Raw genomic sequence first — 14996 nt, 5'->3', positions numbered from 1 at the left:
CAGAACGCGACCTCGACCAGGACGGCAGCACCGGGCCACGAGTTGACGACGCCACTGGTCAGGGAACGCCGCCGGCCCAGTCCGTGTCGCCGGCAAGCGAGACGGCGTCGATCCGGTCGGCTACACGGGCATCGGCGATCGAGGGCATCCGACCATTGTCATCGCTCAGTGGTCGCGTTGGCACGTTTCCGTGATTTGCCGATGTGGCGGAGGCGGAAAGCTGAGTCGTGCCGGAAGAAACAAACGGGGGAAGGAAGTTCCGATGCACCGTCTCGCTCAGATCTTTGGTGCCACCACGCTGGTTGTTCTCGCTGCTGCCTGCAGCAACACGACGACGCCGGGCGCTCAGGCCACCTCGGCGCCCACGACCGCGCCCACGACCGCGCCCGCGACTTCGGCCACTCCGACGGCATCGGCGTCCTCCAGCGCGTCGCCGGCGGCCCCGCCGGCCGAGGCGGCGCACACCGACCCGGCCGGGTTCACCATCAAGCCCGACCACATCGGACCTCTGAAGATCGGGATGAGTCTGAAGGCGGCCAAGGCGACCGGCCTCATCGTCGTCAACGACGGGCAGGACACCGCCGGGCCCGAGGCTTGCGTCTCGGCGCACTGGAAAGGGCAGTCGGACGAGGACTGGATGATCTTCAACGGCAAGCACGGGCTGCGGGCGATCGACTCGTTCGGCGGCCAGAAGACACCGGAAGGCATCAAGCCGGGCAGTTCGCTGGCCTCGGTGCGCAAGGCCTACCCGCAGCTCACGTGGCGCGTCGACGGGGACGAGACGCCCGCCGCCAAGCGGACGAGCGGCGACGCACTGGTCGACGCTGTGAAGGGCGACGGCGCCCACTACCGGATCAACGTGCAGAAGAGCAAGGTCGTCTACGTGCAGGTGGAGAGCGACCGCCCCGGCTGCTACGAGTGACCGGGGCGCGGTTGCGCGTAGGCGTCGAGGCCGATCTGGACGACGCGGGTGAGGCCGGCGCGGTCGGTCGCGCGCAGGGGGCCGGGCGGCCGGCCGGAGGCGAGGCCGAGGGCGACGATGCGGTGCGCGGCCCGCACGTCGCGGGTGTCGATCGATGTCCAGTCCAGCGACTCGCGGGACAGCAGCGCGTAGGCCACGCGGCGGCCGGCCGAGCGCAGAGCCTCCGGAACGAAGCCGTGCGCGGTCAGGTGCCAGGCGAGGCCGCCGGGACAGCGGTAGACGGTCACATTCTCGTCGTACGTCCGGGCGTCGCCGGCCGCGGCGGCCAGCGCCGACTCCTCGTCGCGGTAGCGCTTCTTGCCGCAGGAGCAGTTGTAGCGCCGGCCCGCCATGTCCTCAGCGCCGCCCGCGGGCAGCGACGGTGGACAGGGCGACCAGGAACTGGCCGCCGCCGGCGTCGACGGTGGCGGTCACCGGGACGGTGGGCAGCAGGCGGGAGAAGCGGTCGGCCAGCCAGTCGGCGGCCTCCTGGGCGTCCTTCTTGCTCGGGCAGCGGGCCACCAGCTCGCGGCCGCCCTTGCGTTCGAGGCGTTCGGCGACGGTGATCAGTGGGGCCGGCTCGGACACCTGGAGGCGGTCGGGCCAGGCGATGGTCACCTTGACCGCGCCCTTGCGGGTGTTGCAGGAGCGGTGGGCCAGGCGCTCGGGGATCTTGTCCTTGCGGTCGGCTGTGCGGGCGTCGACGCTGGGGCCTCGCGGGTCGTTCACCGACATGTCGCGGTCGACCGGCTCGTCGCACACCCAGCAGCGCCAGCCGTCGCGGGCGGCCACGTCTTCGAGCTGACTCATCTGGACAAGATAGCGGCCGGGACATTGTCCCGGTCCTGCTGGGACCGGGCCCCGCTATGGTCGGGCGGTGAGGCGGGTCGCATGGGTGGCGTGTGCGGTGACCGTGCTGGCCATCGCGCTGGCGGTGGCGCTCGGGGTCGCCAACGGGGCGGATCCGCTCGGCAAGAGTCATCTGGTCTTCGTGGTGACCTGCGCCGTCGCGGGGGCGCTGGTCGCGGGGTCGCGGCCGAGGAACGCGCTGGGGTGGGCCCTGCTGGTCAGCGCGGCGTCGTTCGCCCTGCTGGAGGCGTTCGGCGAGTACGCGGTCCGGGGCGCGGGACTGGCGGCGTGGCCGGAGAACTGGCTGTGGGTGCCGGCGAATCTCGGGGTGGCTCTGGTTCCGCTGCTCTTCCCGGACGGGCGGCCGCCCTCGCGGCGCTGGTGGTGGCTGCTCGGGCCGGTGGGGGCGCTGGCCCTGGCCGCGGCCGTGCTCGGTGCGATGCGGCCGGGGGCGTCGGGGCAGGTGCGGGCGGATGCCACAGTGCCGAATCCGTTCGGTGTGGACGGGCTGGCGCCGGTCGCGGACGCGGTGGGTGTCGCCTTCACGGTCGGTGCCGCGCTGACCTTTGTCGCCGGTGGTGTGGTGGTTCTCAGGCGATGGCGAGACCCGCAGGTCAAGTGGGTGGCCTGGGCGGGCGCGATCGCAGCCGTGGTCGTGCTGGCCCGGCTCGCCGCGGGGCTGATGGACGGCGATCCGGGGTCGCCGTGGCCGCGGGCCAGCCTCTTCTGGGAGGGGGCGGGAGCCGTCGCGATCAGCTTGCTGCCGGCCGCGCTGACCGTGGCCGTGCTGCGGCACCGGCTGTACGACATCGACGTCCTGATCACCAGGACACTGCTCTACGGATCGCTCTCGGCCTGCCTGATCGCCGGGTACGCGCTGATCGCGGGCTACCTGGGTGCGCTGCTCGGCAAAGACGTCGCCCTCCCGGCCACGGCGGCGGTGGCGGTGGCCTTCGCTCCCCTGCGTGATCGGCTGCAACGAGGGATCGACGTCCTCTGGCACGGGCAGAAGGAGGAGCCGCACGCGGTGCTGGGGCGGCGGCTGCAGGAGGCGGCCGTGCTGCCGCTGATCGCCAAGGCGGTCGCCGAGACGATGAGGGTCAGGCATGTGACGGTGAAGGTGCGCGAGGGGGGCGAGACCGCGTTCGGTCCGCTTCCCGTCGGGGTGGTTCCGGTGGTGCTGCCGTTGGCGTATCAAGGGGAACCGGTGGGCACGCTGACGCTGTGGCCAGCGATCGGCGAGAGACTGCTCGAAGACCTGACTCGGCAAGTGGGGGTGGCGGTGCACGCAGTGCGGCTCTCCGAAGACCTGCAACGGTCGCGGGAGCGGCTCGTCATGGCCCGTGAGGAGGAGCGGCGGCGGCTGCGGCGCGACCTGCACGACGGGCTGGGGCCCACCCTGGCCGCGCTGACCATGCGGGCCGAGGCGGCGCAGGACGCGGAGCCGGAGGCGGCCAGGAAGCTCCTGGAGAAGGTGGCCGACGACGCGGAGGCGGCCATGCGGGACGTACGCCGGCTGGTGGAGGGGCTGCGGCCGGCCGCGCTGGACACGCTCGGGCTGGCCGGGGCGCTGGCGGCCCATCTGTCGGCGCTCCCCACCACCACGAGCATGCGGCTCGTCGCGGACGACGAGATGACGAACCTGCCCGCGGCCACCGAGGTGGCGGCCTACCGGATCGCGGTGGAGGCGGTGACCAATGTGTGCCGTCACTCGGGTGCCCGATCGGCCGTTGTGCGGCTGTCGGTCGATGAGGACCGGCTGGTGGTCGAGGTGAGTGACGACGGACATGGGCGGACCCATTGCGTACGGCCGGGAGTGGGTTTGACTTCCATGCGCGAGAGAGCCGAGGAGCTCGGGGGAACGCTCGAGGTGACCTCGGGTACCGAAGGCACCCGGGTCCGGGCGACCTTGCCTACGCACGAGGGACGACGCTGATGGAGCCGATCCGCACGCTGATCGTGGACGACCACGCGGCCTTCCGGGAGGGGCTGCGGGCGCTGCTGGAGACCTCCGAGGACATCGAGGTGGCCGACGACGCCGCCAGCGGTGAGCAGGCCCTCGTCATGGCGCCGCGGCTGCAACCGGACGTGGTGCTGATCGATCTGGCCATGCCGGGGATGGGCGGCATCGCCGCCACCGAGCGGTTGCTGCAGGCCATGCCGCACGTGCGGGTGCTGGTGCTGAGCATGGCCGACGACGACGACTCGGTCTTCGCGGCGATGCAGGCGGGCGCCCGCGGCTATGTGCTCAAGGGCGCCCGCAAGGCGGAGCTTCTGCGGGCCGTACGGGCGGTGGCCGCCGGCGAGGCGATCTTCGGGGCGGCCCTGGCCGTGCGGCTGATGGGCTACTTCTCGGGACTCGACCGGCGGCCGGAGGTGTTCCCGGAGCTCAGCGAGCGCGAGCGGCAGATCCTGGGCCTGGTCGCGCAGCATCTGACCAACCCGCAGATCGCCGCGCGGCTGGGGCTGAGCGACAAGACCGTCCGCAATCACGTGTCCAGCATCTTCACCAAGCTGCGGGTTGCCGACCGGGCTCAGGCCATCATGCGGGCACGGGAAGCGGGGCTGTAGGCCGCAGCATCCGGGCGCCGATCGGCACCAGCGCGCCCGCGATCAGCAGCGGGCCGATCGACTGGACGACCGGCGGCTGGTCGTTGGCCAGGAACGGCCAGGCCAGGCCGGCGATGAGCAGGCCGAGCTGCCACCAGGCGGCCCGGCCCAGCGTGGCCAGGGCGGCGACCAGCGCGATCAGCGCCGGATGCAGCAGGAAACCGGGCAGCAGGAAGCCGAAGACCACACCCGGATAGCCGTACGCCAGGTCGGTGATCGCCGCGGCCTGGGCGTCCGGGAGGGACTGGGCGAGGGCCAGGTCGTAGAAGTCGGACAGGAGCAGGCCCGAGCCGTTGATCGCGGCGACCGCCCCGACGATGCCGGCCACCACGGCGAAGCGGGGCAGGCGGTCGTACACCAGGGAAGCCAGCGTGATCGTCACCGGGACGATGAGGATGGCCCCCCAGTGCAGGAGCACCGCGCTGACCTGGACGGACGTGGCATGCGTACGGAAAATCTCCGGGTCGTGGGTCTTTCCGGGTGGTCCGGTGACGAAGCCGGCGAAGTGAACGGCGGGCCAGAGGATCAGGCTGAGGGCGCCCAGGCGGCGCAGGAGTGTCATGCCGCCAAGACCACCCGAACGGTGTCCCGGTGCGCGTGGGTCATGGGCCGGGAGGAATGTCCCGGCACTGTAGAGTGGCCACGTCGTCACTCTCGGTGAATCTTGGGGATGGGATGCGTCGCTGGCACCTCGCCGTACTCGCCCTGCTCGGCGTGTTCGCGCTGGCCTGCGAGGAGGGCACCGGAGCGGCCGACCCGAAGCCGACCGGCTCGCCGAAGTCCTATCCGTCGTCGATGGCGGCGCTCGGTGACTCGATCACCGCGGGCTTCGCCAGTTGCTTCGCGCTGGTCGCCTGCGAGCGACGCTCCTGGGCGACCGGCAGCGACTCCGCGGTGGACAGTCACTACCGGCGCATCCGGGACAGCAACGCGGCGATCAAGGGCAAGGCCTACAACTTCGCCGAGCCGGGGGCAGACTCGGCCGACCTCGCCGCGCAGGCCCGCAAGGCGGTCAACACCAAGGTCCAGTACGTGACGATCCTGATCGGCTCGAACGACGCCTGCGCGCCCAGCACCCGGGGCATGACCCCGGTCGCCACGTTCCGCCAGCGGGTCGACTCCGGCCTGGCCCGGCTCAAGAAGGGCCTGCCCAAGACCCGTGTGCTGATGGTGAGCATCCCCGACCTCTACCGGCTGTGGGAGGTCGGGCACTCCGACGAGAAGGCCGTCCGGGCGTGGGGCCGGGGCATCTGCCCGTCGCTGCTGGCCCGGCCCACCTCCACGGCGGAGGCCGACGAGGACCGTCGCCGCCAGGTCGACCGGCGCATCGATGCCTACAACGACGCGCTCGCGGACGCGTGCCGGGCGTACGGGAAGAAATGCCGTTGGGACTCCGGAGAGGTGCACAACGTGCGCTTCGACCTCGAGCTGGTCAACCGTATCGACTATTTCCACCCGAGCACCGAGGGCCAGGCGCGGCTGGCCGAGGTGAGCTATCCGGGCCGTTTCACCTGGTGAAGGCGGCCATGTCCATGAGATGGCCGAGCACGTCCTCGCCCGAGGTGCGCAGGCCGTCGTGCTCGTGCTCGTTGGTGATCCAGGTGCGGACGTTGCCGACCGCGGCCGCCGTCTCCAAGGACAGGCCCATGTCGACGTACATGTCGTCGGCGTAGACGGCCGCGTAGACCGGCACCTCGTTGGCGGCCAGGATCGTGGTGTCGTACAGCAGGGGCCAGTCGCCGGCGGCGGCCAGCTCCCCGGCGGCCGCGGCGTACGGCTTCAGCGAGCGGATCTGCTCGAACATCCAGGGGTACATCATCTCGCCGGTGAACAGCAGCGGGTCGGCGTCCGCGGCGAACTCCGGCCGTGCGGACAGGGCGCGGTCGGCGGCCCAGTTCGTGGCGCCGGGGCCCTGGCCGTAGATGTACTCCTGCAGCGCGTACAGCGGCTGGTCGACGAAGCCGGTGAGCTGCATGACCTCGTACCGGAAAGAGTCGGTGAAGGCCTCGTCGAGCAGCCAGTGCACCTGGGCGTAGCCGTAGCTCATGCCGAACGCCATGCCCAGCGTCCGGAAACGCTCGACGGTGAGCCGGTCGCCGTCGGGCAGCCGGACGTCCTCGGCGGCCAGCCGGTCGGCGATCGCGCGGACCTTGGCCCGGTCGTCCGGGAACGCGCGGTAGTACTCGGCGTTCTTGGCGGCCACGCGCGGATACGTACGGGCGTAGACCTCGTCGGCGGTGGCGGTCAGACCCGGCAGGCCGCCGGTCACGTAGGCCGTGCGGACACCGTGCGGCGCGTGCGACAGATAGGTCATGGTGACGAAGCCGCCATAGCTCTGCCCGAGCGTGTCCCAGCGCTGCCCACCGGCCAGCCGGGCCCGCAGGATCTCGCAGTCGGCCACGATGCTGTCGGCCCGGAAGTGCTTCACGGGGTGCGCGCCGAGCGGCGTGCTGCGGCCCGTGCCGCGCTGGTCGAGCAGCAGCACCCGGTGGGTCTTGACCGCGCGGGCGATCCAGCTGCCCGAGCGCAGCGGCCGCGGCGACTTGCCGCCCGGCCCGCCCTGCAGGTAGAGCAGCCAGGGCAGGTCGTCGCCGGCCTTGTCGGAGGCCACGACCTCGCGGGCGAAGACCTCGATCGTTCCCTGGCCGGCGTCGCTGTGGTCGAGCGGCACGGTCACGGTGTGGTCGGTGAAGCGGAGCCCGGGGTGCGCGATCATGACCTCACCCTAAACACATACATGATCTTGATTCGTTATGACCCGTGATTCGAGCCGCGCTCGGATTTAGGTTAGCCTCACCTTCATGACCAGGGACGCGGCGCTCACCGGAGCCGATCTGACGCTCGCCTACGACGGCCGGACCGTCGTGCACGGCGCGGGCATCGAGTTGCGTGCGGGCACCGTCGTGGCCCTCGTGGGCCCCAACGGTTCCGGCAAGTCGACGCTGCTGCGCTCGCTCGCGCGGCTGCACACCCCGAAGTCGGGCACGGTGCTGCTCGACGGTGACGACACCTCCGGCCTGCGGCCGAAGGACTTCGCGCGGAAGGTCACCCTGCTGACCCAGTCGAGGCCCACCCCGGGAGGCGTTTCCGTACGCGATGTGGTCGCCTACGGCCGGCACCCCTACCGGGGGCGGTTCGGCTCGGGTGACGCGGACGGACCGGCCCACGTGGACAAGGCGATGGCCATGACCGGTGTGGACGCCATGGCCGACCGCGCCGTGGACGAGCTGTCCGGCGGCGAGCTCCAGCGCGTCTGGCTGGCCACCTGCCTGGCCCAGGACACCGGCGTGATCCTGCTCGACGAGCCCACCACCTTCCTCGACCTGCGCTACCAGGTCGAGATCCTCGACATCGTGCGCGAGCTCGCCGACGAGCACGGCGTGGCGGTCGGCGTGGTGCTGCACGACCTCGACCAGGCGGCCGCGGTCGCCGACCGGGTCGTGCTCATGTGTCAGGGCGTCGTGCGCGCCGACGGCCGTCCGGCCGAGGTGCTCACCGCCGACCTGCTCAGCGACATCTACGGCCTGCGCATCGAGGTGTCCGTCGGCGACGACGGCCACGTCCGCACACGCCCCATCGGCCGGCACACCAGCCGGTCACTCATCTGATTCGCTCCTTCGGAAAGGGACATTTTTCTCATGGCTCTCACTCGCCGAGCTTTCGCCGTTGGCGTGGCCGCGGTTCTTCTCACCGGGGCCTGCGGCACCACCGAGGACCCGGCCGACGAGGCCGCCGCGGCCCCCGCCGTCTCGAGCGGCCCGGTCGACCTGACCGACGAGCGCGGCGCCGTCCACCTCGACGCGCCGGCCAAGAACGTCGTGTCGCTGGAGTGGGGCCTCACCGAGAACCTGGTCGCGCTCGGCGTGAAGCCGGTCGGCCAGGCCGACGTCAAGGGCTACAACAACTGGGACAAGAGCGCCCCGATCGACGCCTCCACCCCGGACGTCGGCCAGCGCGGCGAGCCCAGCCTCGACTCCATCGTGGCGCTCAAGCCCGACCTGGTCGTCACCACCAAGGACCTGCCCGAGAACGTGATCGCCTCGATCGCCAAGCAGGTGCCGGTCCTGACCCTGCGCGGCTCGGACGGCGCCGACCCGATCGGCTACATGCGCAAGACGGTCGACACCCTCGCCAAGGCCACCGGCACCCAGGCCAAGGCCACCGAGCTGCTCGCCGGCTTCGACGCCAAGGTCACCGCGGGCAAGGACGCGCTGGCCAAGGCCAACAAGTCGGGCGCCGCGTTCGCCATGGCCGACGGCTGGGTCGACGCCGGCACCGTGTCGCTGCGCTTCTACACACCCACCTCGTTCTTCGGCGCCATCGCCGGCGAGCTCGGCCTGAAGAACCAGTGGACCACCGGCGGCGACAAGGACTACGGCCTGGCGCAGACCGACGTCGAGGGGCTGACCAAGCTCAAGGACGCGTCGACCACCTTCATCTACGTCGCGAACGACGCCGACGGCGGCGACTTCACCGACTCGCTGAAGACCAACGCGGTGTGGAAGCAGCTTCCGTTCGTCACCGCCAACAACGTCAAGCGCGTCCCGGACGGCATCTGGATGTTCGGCGGCCCGGCCTCGGCCAACGCCTACATCGACGCCCTCACCAGCGCCCTGACCGCCTGATCCACCGATGACCAGCACGATGACGCCGGTCTCGGCGGCGCCGCTCAAAAAGGTGTACGGCGTGGTAGCGGTCTTCGCCGTGGCGGTCGTGCTGCTCGCCGTCCTGGCCGCGGTGCACCTCACGCAGGGCACCGCGGCCATGGGCGCCGGCGAACTGCTCAAGGCGATCAACCCGTGGGCCGCCGAGAACGACGAGGCGGTGGCGGTGCTCGTCGCCAGCCGTCTGCCCCGGCTCGCCGCGGCCCTGCTCGTCGGCATCGCGGTCGGCATCGCCGGCGCGATCCTGCAATCGGTGGCCCGCAACCCGCTGGCCTCCCCCGACACGCTCGCCGTCAACGCCGGCGCCTACGTGGCCGTGGTGGCCGTGGCCGCCTTCGGCATCGCGGTGCCGTTCGTGGTCGGCGGGCTGGTCGCCTTCGTGGGCGGCCTGCTCGCGGCCGGTGTCGTCCTGCTCGTCTCGCGCGGCGGCGCCTCGGGACCGACCCGGCTGGTGCTGGCCGGCTCGGCCGTCGCGCTCGCGCTGAACGCGCTCACCTCCGTACTCCTGCTGCTGTTCCAGCAGAACACCGTCGGCCTGTTCGCCTGGGGCAGCGGCACGACCGTCCAGTCGGGCAGCGAGAACGTCAAGCTGACGGCCCCGGTGGTCGCGATCGGCGTGCTGGCCGCGCTGCTGCTGGCCCACCGGCTCGACGTGCTCGGCCTCGGCGACGACTCGGCCCGCGTGCTCGGCGTCGACGTGCGCCGCACCCGGGTCCTCTCGGTCGTCACGGCGGTGCTGCTGGCCGCGATCGCGGTGACGGTGGCCGGCCCGATCGGCTTCGTCGGCCTGTCCGCGCCGGTGATTGCCCGCCTGGTCGCCCGGCGCGTGCCCGGCCTCGGCAAACACCTGCTGCTGCTGCCGTTCACCGGCCTGTGCGGGGCGCTGATCGTGGTCGGGGCCGACGTGCTCCTGCGGCTCGTCCTGCCGGCCGACGTGGCCATCTCGGTGCCCACCGGCATCGTCACCACCCTGGCCGGCGCGATCGTGCTGGTCTGGCTGGCCCGCAAGCTGCGCGACGGCGGCCCGGCCGCGGCCCCGGCCCGCGGCGCGCACGGCACGGTCCACTCCCGCACCTGGGTGATCACCATCTCTGTGCTGATCGGGGTGCTGCTGGTCGCCGCGGTGATCGCCGGTCTGCTGCTGGGCGACCGGATCGTGCTGCTCGGCGACGTCATGAACTGGATCAGCGGCAACGCCGGGCGACAGGTCGGCTTCGTGCTCGACCAGCGCTGGCCGCGCGTGCTGGCGGCCCTGCTCGGCGGGGCCGCGCTCGCCCTGGCCGGCGCCATCGTGCAGGCCGTCTGCCGCAACCCCCTGGCCGAGCCGAGCCTGCTCGGCGTGACGCCCGGCGCCAGCGTCGGCGCGGTCGCGGTGGTGCTGCTCTTCCCCGGCGTCGGCGCCTGGCCGGTGATGGCCGTGGCCACGGTCTTCGCGCTGGCCACGTTCGCGCTGGTCTACTGGCTGGCCGCCGCCCGCGGCCTGGCCTCCGACCGGATCGTGCTGGTCGGCGTCGGCGTCAGCGCGGCCGCCACGGCCATCACGACGCTGATCGTCGTGGTGATCTCGCCGTGGAATGTCAGCGTCGCGCTGACCTGGCTCTCCGGATCGACCTACGGCCGCAGCATCGGCCAGGTGATCCCGGTCGCGCTGGTGCTGCTGGTCGCGCTTCCGCTGACCCTGCTCTCCAGCCGTACGCTCGACCTGGTCTCCCTCGACGAGGACGTGCCGCGGCTGCTCGGCGTGCCGCTCAACCGGTCCCGGCTCGGCCTGCTGACGGTGGCGGCGGTGCTGACCGCGGCCGCGGCCACGGCGGTGGGCGCGCTCGGCTTCGTCGGCCTGGTCGCGCCGCACGCGGCCCGCGCCCTGGTCGGCTCCCGCAGCGCCCGGGCCGTCCCGGTCGCCGTGGGCCTGGGTGCCGTGCTGGTGAGCGTGGCCGACACCATCGGGCGTACGGTCATCGCGCCCTCGCAACTGGCGGCGGGACTGGTGACCGCGCTGATCGGCGCACCCTATTTCGTCTGGCTGCTCTGGCGGGGCAGCGCCGCACGTCGATGACCAGTACGGTGGCGCCGGTGGATCTTCAAAGCTATCCGGCGCCACCGTACAAACCCGCGTGGAACGGCAAGACCAACGGCTTCTCCATCGCCGCCCTGACCCTGTCGCTGTTCGGCTGCGTGGGCCTGATCAGCATCATCCTGGCCATCGTCGGCCTGCGGCAGAGCCGGCGCAACGGCGACAAGCGCGGCAAGGTCTTCGCCATCATCGCCCTGTGCGTCTGCGGCCTGTGGATCTCGGCCATCGCGGTGGTCGCGGGCATCGCCATCGCCCGTGACGTCGCCGACGGCCCCGACCGCGACGCCACCGGGGTCCTGCGCGGCGAGCGCTCCCTGAGCATCGACAACATGCGCCCCGGCGACTGCGTCAAGGACCTGATCAACGACACCGGCGACTACCTCGACGCGCTGCCCTGCTCGTCCCCGCACAGCAGCGAGCTGTTCGCCAAGTTCGACCTGCCCAAGGCCACCTCCGAACAGGCCGACGCGGCCTGCGAGAAGCAATTCGTCTCGTACGCCGGTGCCAAGCGCCCGGCCGACGCCAAGTACATCCTGTTCACCGCCCGCATGGAGGAGATCGGCGAGACCGGCGACCCGGGCGTCCTGTGCTTCGCCCATCAACGAAGCGGGACCACCACGGGATCGCTCAAGAAGTAGCCGGTAGCGTGCCCGGTGGCAACAAGGAGCGAGGGGCCGCGGTGACCGGGGAGCCGCCGCCCACACGCATGACGCGTAGCCACTGGCCGTACGGCTGGGAAGGCGGGCGGTGAGGTGACGATCCGGGAGTCCGAAGACCGGCCTCGCGCTGACCACCACAGCGGGAGCCTGCCCATGAATCTGTACGACGCCATACACACCCGCCGCGACGTGCGCGGCCAGTTCACCGGTGCACCCGTCGAGGACGACACCCTCGACCGTGTGCTGGCGGCCGCGCACGCCGCCCCCAGCGTCGGCCTGACCCAGCCGTGGGACTTCATCGTCATCCGCGACCCTGATGTGCGGACGGCGTTCCACCGGCACGTCCAGCAGGAGCGCGACGTCTTCGCGGCCACCCTCGCCGGCGATCCCGACGCCGCCGCCCGCTTCGCCCGCATCAAAATCGACGGCATCCTGGAGTCCACACTCTCCATCGCGGTCACCTACGACCCGTCCCGGGGCGGCCCCACAGTCCTGGGCCGCCATGCGATCGCCGACGCCGGCCTGTACTCGGTCTGCCTGGCCATCCAGAACCTGTGGCTGGCCGCCACCGCCGAAAACCTGGGCGTGGGCTGGGTCTCCTTCTACCGCGAGGACTTCCTGAGCGCCCTGCTCGGCATCCCGCCCGGCATCCGCCCGGTCGCCTGGCTCTGCCTGGGCCCGGTAACCCACGTGGAGCAGACCCCCGACCTGGAACGCCACGGCTGGCGAACCCGCCGCCCCCTGCACCTGGCCCGCCACGAGAACCGTTGGAACCGCGCCTTGTCCGCAGACTGATCATCGCTTCCGACGGTCAGGGACGGCGACCTGCCCAGCCCGCTCCGAGCCGGGCAGGTCAATCTCCATCGCGACAAGGCAGGCTTCCTCGAAGGACAGCGTCGGAAAGTACTCTTTTCGCGCCGGCACGGCCACCGGCGTGGCGCTTGAGCATCCTCAAACCGGAAACCAGGCTGTCCACAAGTCAGGCCCGTTCGCGATAGCCGCTCGATACCCGACGACCGTGAGGTACACGGCTGCCGCAGCAACCGCGATGGTGCTCAAGAGAACGCCCGGGATGTACCAGCCGAGACCGATGCTGCCGCTGCCGAGCACAGCGATGACAAGCGTCGTAGCCTTGTACCCCAAACTGCTCGGTCGCATATCCACATCGGGTCCCACTCATAGGTGCCTCCCGCGGGAACACCGGGATAGCGGTCGGCCAGATCGCACCAGAAGCAACTTCCGCCAGACATGGGTGCGCCGCACCGGTGGCAGACTGCGCTCAACTCAGGCACCGACCGCCTCCGACCGTACGGCCTCGATCGGCTCGGTGACGGGCACGAGCATCGCTCTCGCGAAAGCGTGCACTGGCCGCAGCGGCCCATGGCGTGCAGGAGATAAGCCGCCACCGTCAGCCAAGGGACTGTAAGAAAAGCGGCTCTGGCACAGAAACGGTGGTCGACCCCGGGCATCCTTTGTGGACTGTGACGGTGGATCATGACTCTCGTGCGACGTGATTAAAACGGTGTTCCCTGGCCTTTCCGCGCTGGTCATTGACCAGGTCCTCGATCACGGGACCGTCGTGCGAGTTTTGGCTCGGACAGCGGCGGGCGCAGCGGCGTGCCCCGAGTGTGGGCAGCTCAGTGAACGGGTGCATGCCTATCACCAGCGGCAGCTGGCCGATCTTCCGGTCGGTGGACGGGCCGTTGTCGTGCGGGTGCGGGTTCGTCGGCTGGTCTGCCTGGCGGTGGCCTGCGCGCGGCGGACCTTCCGGGAGCAGGTGCCCGCCGTGACGCAGCGGTGGGCTCGGCGGACCCGGCAGTTGACCGCTCTGGTCACCGATCTGGCCGTGGTCACCGCCGGCCGCGCCGGTGCTGCGGTGCTGGCACGCCTCGGCGCGCGCATCTCGCGCAGCACGGTGCTGCGGGTGTTGATGGCAGCCCCAGTCCCGCAGCTGCCGGTGCCGGCCGTGCTGAGCGTGGATGACTTCGCGCTGCGCCGCGGCCGCCGGTATGCGACCTTGCTGCTCGACGCGGTCACCCATCGGCGGGTCGATGTCCTGCCCGACCGCAAGGCCGAGACGCTCGCAGCCTGGTTTGCGGGAGCACCCCGACGTCACGGTGATCTGCCGCGACGGCTCAGCGACCTATGCCGAGGCGATCCGTGACGGTGCGCCGCAGGCGGTGCAGGTCAGCGACCGCTGGCATCTGTGGGCGAACCTGGGTAAGGCCGTCGAGAAGACAGTGGTCGCGCATTCCGGCTGCTGGCGGCCCGATTCCGCCTCGGCGCGGTGTCTGCTGGATGAACGAACCCGCGAGCGGCATACCGCCGTGCACGCTCTGCTCGATCAAGGGGTAGGCCTGATGGACTGCGCTCGCCGGCTCGGCTGGGCGTTGAACACGGTCCAGCGCTATGCCCGCGCCGCGAGCGCCGAGCAGTTGCAGCGACCGCCCCGTTACCGCGAAACGCTGGTCGATGCGTTCCGTGATCACCTGCGCCGCCGCCGCGCTGAAGAACCCGGCGTCGCGGTGACCCGACTACTGGCTGAGATCCGGGAACAGGGCTACACCGGCAGCGCCAACCTGCTGGTCCGCTACCTCAACCAAGGACGCGCCGAAACCGAACGCATCCCGCCGTCCCCGCGGCGGCTGGTCGCCTGGCTCATGAGCCGCCCGGAGAAACTGCCCGCTCACCACGAAGATCATCTCGACGCGCTTCTCGAGACTTACCCCTACCTCCGGGTCCTGGCCGGCCACATCCGGACCTTCGCAGGCCTGCTCACCGCCCGCCGCGGCCAGGACCTCGACGCCTGGACCACCCGCGTCGAAGCCGACGATCTACCTGCCCTGCACGGCTTCGTCCACGGCCTGCGCATGGACCTCCCCGCCGTCGTCGCCGGGCTGACCCTGCCCTACAGCAACGGCCCGATCGAAGGCGCCAACACCAAGGTTAAATACCTGAAGCGGCAGATGTACGGCCGCGCTGGCTTCGCCCTCCTGCGCCAACGAATTCTGCTCGCGTAACTCGACCACCACCGTTTCTGCGCCAGAGCCGTTTTCTTGACAGTCCCTCAGCCAACGCGGTGGCCGGAATGTGGCCTTGGCGCACGGAAGCGGTCGCCGGTTTGACGACCCCGTACGGGATCGGCCGGTGTGGTGGTTTTGTCGGGCATTTACGGTGAT

13 protein-coding genes, 1 pseudogene and 1 riboswitch are annotated in these 14996 nt (G+C 71.1%); of the genes and pseudogenes, 10 read left to right on the top strand and 4 right to left on the bottom strand.

Annotated features, from left to right (window positions below; all coding sequences use genetic code 11):
• The first annotated feature begins 262 nt into the window (after positions 1-262).
• Entirely contained in the window at positions 263-922 is a 660-nt protein-coding gene (locus CRP55_RS52490; protein WP_143235258.1) for a hypothetical protein, read from the top strand.
• Here CRP55_RS52490 and CRP55_RS39830 read toward each other — a convergent pair.
• Together CRP55_RS39830 and CRP55_RS39825 are read right to left on the bottom strand one after the other, a co-directional pair.
• A complete protein-coding gene (locus CRP55_RS39830) occupies positions 913-1314 on the bottom strand; it encodes a hypothetical protein (protein ID WP_097327177.1) in 402 nt (133 codons plus the stop codon). The two genes, CRP55_RS52490 and CRP55_RS39830, sit on opposite strands and share 10 nt — an antisense overlap.
• Before the next feature lie 4 nt (positions 1315-1318).
• The gene (locus CRP55_RS39825; protein ID WP_097327176.1) at positions 1319-1771 is read right to left on the bottom strand and encodes a hypothetical protein; all 453 of its coding nucleotides are present in this window, start codon (positions 1769-1771) and stop codon (positions 1319-1321) included.
• A gap of 67 nt (positions 1772-1838) precedes the next feature.
• Between CRP55_RS39825 and CRP55_RS39820 the strand changes: the two genes are divergently transcribed.
• Positions 1839-3746 carry a sensor histidine kinase gene (locus CRP55_RS39820; RefSeq protein WP_143235256.1) on the top strand — a complete coding sequence of 636 codons (1908 nt, stop codon included), beginning with the start codon at positions 1839-1841 and terminating at the stop codon, positions 3744-3746.
• Positions 3746-4381 (top strand): response regulator, encoded by a 636-nt coding sequence (locus CRP55_RS39815; protein WP_179855534.1) that lies wholly within the window; start codon positions 3746-3748, stop codon positions 4379-4381. The genes CRP55_RS39820 and CRP55_RS39815 overlap by 1 nt, the downstream gene beginning before the upstream one ends.
• Here the strand turns inward: CRP55_RS39815 and CRP55_RS39810 are convergent.
• On the bottom strand, positions 4353-4982 hold the full coding sequence (locus tag CRP55_RS39810) for a hypothetical protein (RefSeq protein ID WP_097327174.1): 630 nt from the start codon (positions 4980-4982) through the stop codon (positions 4353-4355). The genes CRP55_RS39815 and CRP55_RS39810 overlap by 29 nt on opposite strands.
• A 113-nt stretch (positions 4983-5095) precedes the next feature.
• Between CRP55_RS39810 and CRP55_RS39805 the strand changes: the two genes are divergently transcribed.
• The gene (locus CRP55_RS39805; protein ID WP_097327173.1) at positions 5096-5938 is read left to right on the top strand and encodes a GDSL-type esterase/lipase family protein; all 843 of its coding nucleotides are present in this window, start codon (positions 5096-5098) and stop codon (positions 5936-5938) included.
• Here the strand turns inward: CRP55_RS39805 and CRP55_RS39800 are convergent.
• Positions 5928-7136, bottom strand: coding sequence for an alpha/beta fold hydrolase (locus CRP55_RS39800; protein WP_097327172.1), 1209 nt, complete (start codon positions 7134-7136; stop codon positions 5928-5930). The two genes, CRP55_RS39805 and CRP55_RS39800, sit on opposite strands and share 11 nt — an antisense overlap.
• An 85-nt stretch (positions 7137-7221) precedes the next feature.
• On the opposite strand from CRP55_RS39800, the gene CRP55_RS39795 reads away from it, so the two are divergent.
• The 6 genes and pseudogenes from CRP55_RS39795 (at position 7222) to CRP55_RS39765 (ending at position 14837) form a co-directional block, all read left to right on the top strand.
• Positions 7222-8028 carry an ABC transporter ATP-binding protein gene (locus CRP55_RS39795; RefSeq protein WP_097327171.1) on the top strand — a complete coding sequence of 269 codons (807 nt, stop codon included), beginning with the start codon at positions 7222-7224 and terminating at the stop codon, positions 8026-8028.
• Between the two features lie 30 nt (positions 8029-8058).
• A complete protein-coding gene (locus CRP55_RS39790; protein ID WP_097327170.1) occupies positions 8059-9045 on the top strand; it encodes an ABC transporter substrate-binding protein in 987 nt (328 codons plus the stop codon).
• 7 nt (positions 9046-9052) lie between these two features.
• Entirely contained in the window at positions 9053-11140 is a 2088-nt protein-coding gene (locus tag CRP55_RS39785; protein WP_097327169.1) for an iron ABC transporter permease, read from the top strand.
• Between the two features lie 17 nt (positions 11141-11157).
• Positions 11158-11796 carry a DUF4190 domain-containing protein gene (locus CRP55_RS39780; RefSeq protein ID WP_143235254.1) on the top strand — a complete coding sequence of 213 codons (639 nt, stop codon included), beginning with the start codon at positions 11158-11160 and terminating at the stop codon, positions 11794-11796.
• Between the two features lie 38 nt (positions 11797-11834).
• A riboswitch (cobalamin riboswitch) is annotated at positions 11835-11930 on the top strand.
• A 40-nt stretch (positions 11931-11970) separates the two neighbouring features.
• Positions 11971-12612 (top strand): 5,6-dimethylbenzimidazole synthase, encoded by a 642-nt coding sequence (gene bluB / locus CRP55_RS39775; protein ID WP_097327167.1) that lies wholly within the window; start codon positions 11971-11973, stop codon positions 12610-12612.
• 715 nt (positions 12613-13327) lie between these two features.
• Positions 13328-14837: pseudogene (locus CRP55_RS39765) on the top strand (ISL3 family transposase).
• Positions 14838-14996 lie beyond the last annotated feature (159 nt).

Origin of the sequence: Paractinoplanes atraurantiacus, assembly GCF_900215205.1 — a bacterium.
Taxonomy (GTDB): domain Bacteria; phylum Actinomycetota; class Actinomycetes; order Mycobacteriales; family Micromonosporaceae; genus Actinoplanes; species Actinoplanes atraurantiacus.
This window is presented reverse-complemented; position numbering and strand designations above follow the sequence as displayed.

What these genes read in the sequence shown, in the direction of transcription:
- CRP55_RS52490 (WP_143235258.1), top strand. Translation starts at nt 263, where the DNA reads ATGCACCGTCTCGCTCAGATCTTTGGTGCCACCACGCTGGTTGTTCTC.
- CRP55_RS39830 (WP_097327177.1), bottom strand. Translation starts at nt 1,314, where the DNA reads ATGGCGGGCCGGCGCTACAACTGCTCCTGCGGCAAGAAGCGCTACCGC.
- CRP55_RS39825 (WP_097327176.1), bottom strand. Translation starts at nt 1,771, where the DNA reads ATGAGTCAGCTCGAAGACGTGGCCGCCCGCGACGGCTGGCGCTGCTGG.
- CRP55_RS39815 (WP_179855534.1), top strand. Translation starts at nt 3,746, where the DNA reads ATGGAGCCGATCCGCACGCTGATCGTGGACGACCACGCGGCCTTCCGG.
- CRP55_RS39810 (WP_097327174.1), bottom strand. Translation starts at nt 4,982, where the DNA reads ATGACACTCCTGCGCCGCCTGGGCGCCCTCAGCCTGATCCTCTGGCCC.
- CRP55_RS39805 (WP_097327173.1), top strand. Translation starts at nt 5,096, where the DNA reads ATGCGTCGCTGGCACCTCGCCGTACTCGCCCTGCTCGGCGTGTTCGCG.
- CRP55_RS39800 (WP_097327172.1), bottom strand. Translation starts at nt 7,136, where the DNA reads ATGATCGCGCACCCCGGGCTCCGCTTCACCGACCACACCGTGACCGTG.
- CRP55_RS39795 (WP_097327171.1), top strand. Translation starts at nt 7,222, where the DNA reads ATGACCAGGGACGCGGCGCTCACCGGAGCCGATCTGACGCTCGCCTAC.
- CRP55_RS39790 (WP_097327170.1), top strand. Translation starts at nt 8,059, where the DNA reads ATGGCTCTCACTCGCCGAGCTTTCGCCGTTGGCGTGGCCGCGGTTCTT.
- CRP55_RS39785 (WP_097327169.1), top strand. Translation starts at nt 9,053, where the DNA reads ATGACCAGCACGATGACGCCGGTCTCGGCGGCGCCGCTCAAAAAGGTG.
- bluB (WP_097327167.1), top strand. Translation starts at nt 11,971, where the DNA reads ATGAATCTGTACGACGCCATACACACCCGCCGCGACGTGCGCGGCCAG.